The organism is Oleiphilus sp. HI0123 (assembly GCF_001635315.1).
On record NZ_LWGE01001378.1, the window covers coordinates 1 to 5570 of the forward strand.

Annotated in this window: 3 protein-coding genes; 2 read left to right on the forward strand and 1 reads right to left on the reverse strand. The window is 45.1% G+C overall.

Annotated features, from left to right (window positions below; all coding sequences use genetic code 11):
* Nucleotides 1–1739: peroxidase family protein (locus tag A3761_RS17440; RefSeq protein WP_304439624.1), on the reverse strand; the 1739-nt coding region annotated here is incomplete at its 3' end.
* 429 nt (nt 1740–2168) lie between these two features.
* On the opposite strand from A3761_RS17440, the gene A3761_RS17445 reads away from it, so the two are divergent.
* Together A3761_RS17445 and A3761_RS17450 are read left to right on the forward strand one after the other, a co-directional pair.
* Nucleotides 2169–4793 carry a LuxR C-terminal-related transcriptional regulator gene (locus tag A3761_RS17445; RefSeq protein WP_068739893.1) on the forward strand — a complete coding sequence of 875 codons (2625 nt, stop codon included), beginning with the start codon at nt 2169–2171 and terminating at the stop codon, nt 4791–4793.
* Between the two features lie 100 nt (nt 4794–4893).
* Nucleotides 4894–5570, forward strand: a 677-nt coding sequence (locus A3761_RS17450; protein WP_068750595.1) for a helix-turn-helix domain-containing protein, incomplete at its 3' end; no start/stop codon positions are given.

Here is a 5570-nt window from a genome sequence, read left to right on the forward strand (position 1 = left end):
TCAGGTGTATAGCTTTCAGTATAGAAACGGTCTGTCATCAAACGACGAGAAGCATTCAGGATAAAGACCTGGAAAGCCGTCTCACCAAAGGCAAAGCCATCAGGACGCACTGTTTCAGCTAGCTGACCCACCAAAGCATCGATCTGCTCAATGTCATTGTTATAAACACGCTTCAATTCAGCCAAAGTTGTAGGGTCTTCAGTTAAATCCTCAAACTTGGTAATCGGATTCAAACCAATCTGGCGACGGAATTCGTTGTAACGTGGTACACCACGCTCACGGTCACGAATAATATCGATTGTTGCCAAGTCAATATCGCCAATTAACGGCATTGAAAGGTTACGCAAAAACTCAGGATAGTTGTTTAGCGTCAAGGAACCTGGGTGAGTAATGCCGAAGGAGTACCATAGACGATCGCCGCCCTGATTATCGAGAATATCTTCTGCATCGCCATCACGCGTGTCTTCAATATTGATACGCTCAGAAACAACATTTGAACCGATATCGTAGATATCTACCGCATCACGTAGTAATGGGTGCATACGATAAACCGCAACGAATTCCTCAGTCAGTACATAAGGAACATCATAGTTATTTGGTTTGCTTTGGCCAACCAAACCACCAAGGATATGGTCAATTGCGCCTGGCGTGCTTAACTGTTCAGCTTTTTCAGGATCAAATAATGCGATGGTGTTAATGAGCCAGGAATTAGGACCTTTGATATCGTCCGTCACATTTTGGATCAAATCACGTGTTTCAGGATTACGCGCGATACCCCACCAGTTTGCTTCCATCGACAACTCTAATGCAGGGTTGGCGATAATTGCAGGCGTCCATTCAACTGTGTGAATCTTCGCCATCAAGGCAGAGTTGATCAAGCGGGACTTATCAAATAGCCACTGATCTGTCGCGTTTGGATAGTTTTCCTTCAGCTTGTCAGCAATAGCGTTATGCTCCAAGGTGAATAGCTGGTGCATCATGCTAAGACCTAGCCACCAGTTGTCACTAAAGCCAGTAACCGGCACGCCACTCCAGAAGTCTGTTGGCAAAGTACCATCACTTTCAATAGCGAGCTTACCATCTTCAAATGAACGAACAGAATCATTGGTTTCTTTGTTGCTGCCGTAAAGCTGTGAGCCATCCCACCAGTGAGTATTGTGGTTACGGTAAGTCGCTGGCAAGTAAGCATCGTCTTCAACGCTACGATCCGGATCAGCAGTTGTACGTTGTACAGACATAACACCCGTACCTAAAGGGTCACCTGATGGTAGAGGCACTTCGATATCGTTATCGGTCGCATTAGGGCCGTGGCTCACCCAATCGTGAACCATGAATTGAATCCATGACGCCGCAATAAAGTTAACGCTGGTGGCGGGCTTAAATTGCTCACGCTTCATCAGCGAGTTACTGACTTCACGCGGGTTAGGGCTCAACAAGGTACCGTCTTCCGTTTCACCAAAGGCGGCTTGAAGCTCGACGTTTCGTCCAAAGCGCATATGGACAGAACCTTCTGACGGGTTCTCCAGAATATTACAGGTACCATCTTCTGTTCGAGCGGTGTGGCTTCGCTCATCACAGACAATACCTTCGTTTGCTAGTTCAAAGTCTTCTGTCGAGATCATATTGTTCTCGAGCAGCTCACCTCGTTCCAAGCCAATTATTAGTGCAGCGCCTGCTACACCGAGTGTGCCGTATTTGACCAGGGCCGGCCAGGTTACCCATACCGAGTTAATAATCATGTGTCGTCTCTCCGTCCATTATTTTTGTTTTCTTTGACAAAAAACCCTTTCCCTAAGCAGGTGCATATTGGGGGATACGCTCGACCCCTGCTTGAGGAAAAGAGGACAACTTTTGTCAAGTAACCGGCAGGGTAAGGATAGTGTTAAAACTTTAACACCCTCCTAAAGGATGGGGAGATACAAAAATCAAGGTACACTCGATCTCTTAAGCCTGTTTCAGCCTGAGTTCAAACGTTAATAGATAAATTACCGACAATTACAGCAAAAGTCATAAAACATGGCCTATTTCACACTTTGAATAGTGGTATTTCACAATATTTAAAAGCGCTATTGAGATCGAAAAGGACATAATGCAGTCTTAATTAGTAGACGCATGTATGCCATATAGAGTCAGAACAATAACAAGGAATCAGGACGAGCGGTGGCACTATGAATACTCATATCAAGCGAGATGATCTAATAGCACTATTGGATAAGGGGCTAGGCTACCCTCTTGTTCTCATGGTGGCACCACCCGGTTCCGGAAAGAGTGTTTTGCTGGATCAATGGGTAACTCGGCAAAAATCCATTCATACTGAATGTCAGACCTTGCAATTCCAGACCTCCCCAAAGCTTAATGAGGGCAACGCATTATTTGCGTTAATATTTGAGTCCCTGAAAAATATCGCGCCGCTATGGGATGCTTCATTTTTTAACCTTTTTAAAGATGACTCCGAAGTAAAGCCCGAGCAAATCATTGAGGTTTTCATTGAAGCCCTAACACAAATTGATCATCCATTAGCGATTGTCTTTGATGACTTTCACCACATAAAAGCCAGTCATATTCATAAGACGCTAGAACGCTTAATCAGCCAATTACCGAAGCATGTCACATTTGTTTTATCATCTAGACGACACCCCCAATTTTCGATTGCAAAACTAAAGCTGCAAGAATCTGTATTGTTGATAGATGGCAATGATTTAAAACTAGATGAAACAAACCTGCTCGCATTAAATCAAACCATTGGCGGTTCCAGCCTACAGCCCAATAGAGTCAATACCTTGCTCGACCAAACAGAAGGCTGGTTCGTCGGTACAAAACTAGCACTACTTGCCTACGACAAAGTTGGAGAATCTGCACTAGATAGCTTTAGCGGTAGTCAGCCCGAATTACTGAATTATTTTGGTCACGAAGTCCTTAATAAGCTCACTCCTAGCGCTAAACGCTTTGTACTATCGACAGCTATTTGCAAATCTTTCAATCAGGATCTTTGTGAAAATGTACTGAATATCGACTACTCGGCGGCCAGTCTTGAAGAAATCACTATGCAAGAGCTGTTTCTTTCGCCAGAGTCTAATAATGCTGGGTGGTATCGTTACCACCCGTTGCTACAGGACTTCTTACTAAAACGCCTGGAAATTGAAGAAGGCCCCGAACATATCAAGCACTTACACTTCCTTGTCGCCAAATACTTCCTTGAGCATAAGGATCTCGACAGCGCGATCTATCACGCTAGACAATCTTCCGAGCAAAGCTTCTACTTCAAGATTCTAGAAGATGCTTGCGCGGGCTGGATAAAACAAGGAGAGCTTGAACGAGTCACAGACAGCCTAAGTAACTTATCAAGTGAAGACTTTACACAGCACCCTGAATTACTGATCAATCAACTTTATGCTTTATCATTTACCCGACGCTTCAATCAAGCCGGATATTTCCTCGAGAGACTTAAGCTCGGCTATACTGCGGGCTCCGGCACGCTAAAAGCTCATTACCAGTTCTTTCATTATCTACTCAAACTCTTTCAAAGTGACTCGGAAGTTCTGGCTCCCGATCCGCAATATGCCAAGAACCTTGCAGAGGCGCCTCAAGAGATCCTCGGCTTTGTAAAGGTACTGGAGGCCTATGCCCTGATGTGCAGCGGAAACTTGAGTTCTGCTTTTCGGCTGGCAAATGAGGGTAAAAGTATCCTGAACCAGAATCAGCATCACTTCTTCGAAAGCTTTGCCAGCTTAGTCATCATTTTATGTGACCGATATTTAGGCAGGGGTGTCGAGGCTATTCAACTGATGAACGAAGTGTTTCTGCCTATTAAACATGGTGACAGAAACCCGCTATGGGCAAACCTGGCGACCGGTATGATGGTAGTAGAATATGAGCAAAATCAGCTGGATAAGTCACTGGAATTGAGCACGCAATTAATCCCACTAGTTAACCACTCCTGCGCAACGGAAGAAGTAGCGACGGTTTATCTATATAGCTCCCGGGTTTTTCATATAAAAGACCAATCGTCCAAAGCAAGCCGCTTACTTGACCAACTTGAGCGTATTTTATCTTTAGGTGACTATCAGCGCTTTAATAGCCAAGTAGTTCACGAAAAAATGCGCCAGGCGTTTCGTAGCGGTTCTTTCTCAGTTTGTAAGCACATTTTCGAAAAGTACCACTTAGATGAGTTCATCAATAAAGGAGTTTGGCAGAAATCCGGGCAATATGAAGAGCACCGGGAAAGAGGTGCACTGGCTGCCGTATATTTTTTGATATCTAAAGGTCGCTTTAAACAAGCAAGCGACTTGCTCGAAGATATCGCCCAGTTGCTAGACCGGAACAATATCACCTCACGAGTATTGATAGCACGCTGCAATATCGCCATGATTGCCTTTAGGCAGGGTAACACTGATGCGGCGATCAGTCTGGTTAAGCGCCTCATTAGCCGTTATGGTTTGGTCTGTTTTTCCCGCAGTGTATTTGATGAAGCTCCTGGGCTGGAACTGCTCTTCCAGCAAGCGGTTAATGAATCCAGAGTGGCCCTGCCCACCATTTTTACCGATATTTTTCATACCTTGGTAGCAGCTGGTGATAAGTTCCAAGACCTGATTCAACCAGCTCACCTGCTGACCGACAAGGAACTCGAAATATTTGAGCTTCTATCCACTGGCCTAAGTAACGCGGAGATTAGTAAACAGTCTGGTATTGCTTTATCAACGACCAAATGGCATTTAAAGAATATCTACAGCAAGCTAGGCGTTGAAAACCGAAGCGCTGCTCTGGCCTTGGCACATAAAACACAGCCAGCATAATCCTTAAAATGAGCAAGGATCGGGTCGCAACGCCTTGCCGTCTTCTCTTATACTGACTTATCACCAAGCTCTTCAGTTTATGAGATTTCAGGAAGGCACCATGACACGGTTTGACGAACAGCACCGCCATTACCAGATAGTCGCTCAAGCGATCACTTTTCTTGACGCTAAACAGGGTCAGCAACCCAGTTTAAGAGCGGTATCCGAATATGTTGGCTTGAGTGAGTTTCACCTGCAGCGTGTGTTTACTCAATGGGCGGGGGTATCACCCAAGCAGTTCTTACAATTTCTGACCAAGCAAAAAGCCAAAGCTTTACTTAAGCAACACTCTGTCTCTAATTCCGCTTACAACAGCGGCTTAAGCGGGAGTGGCCGACTTCACGATCTGATGGTTCAGTGTAAAAGCGTGACACCTGGCGAATATAAAAGTGGTGGCCAAGGCGTTCAAATAGACTATGGCTTTCACCCCTCTCCCTTCGGTTATTGTCTGCTAGCTCTGACTCAACGAGGCTTATGCAAATTGGCATTTCTTGACTCACTGGAGCTTCAAGCAGAAGGTTTGGCTGAGATGAAGCGCGAGTGGCCACATGCTGAACTAAAGCAAAACCAAGCGAGCACATTAACTACCCTAAAACGTATTTTCGACTCTGGACCAGCAAACGAGAACAAGTTGAACTTGCTCTGCAAAGGAACGCCTTTCCAACTGTTGGTATGGGAGGCCTTACTGAAGATTCCTGAAGGCGAGTTGCGCTCTTATCAACAGGTTGCTGAGCAAAT

Bases quoted from the DNA above. Each gene is read 5' to 3' on its own strand.
- A3761_RS17445 (WP_068739893.1), top strand. From the start codon at position 2,169: ATGAATACTCATATCAAGCGAGATGATCTAATAGCACTATTGGATAAG.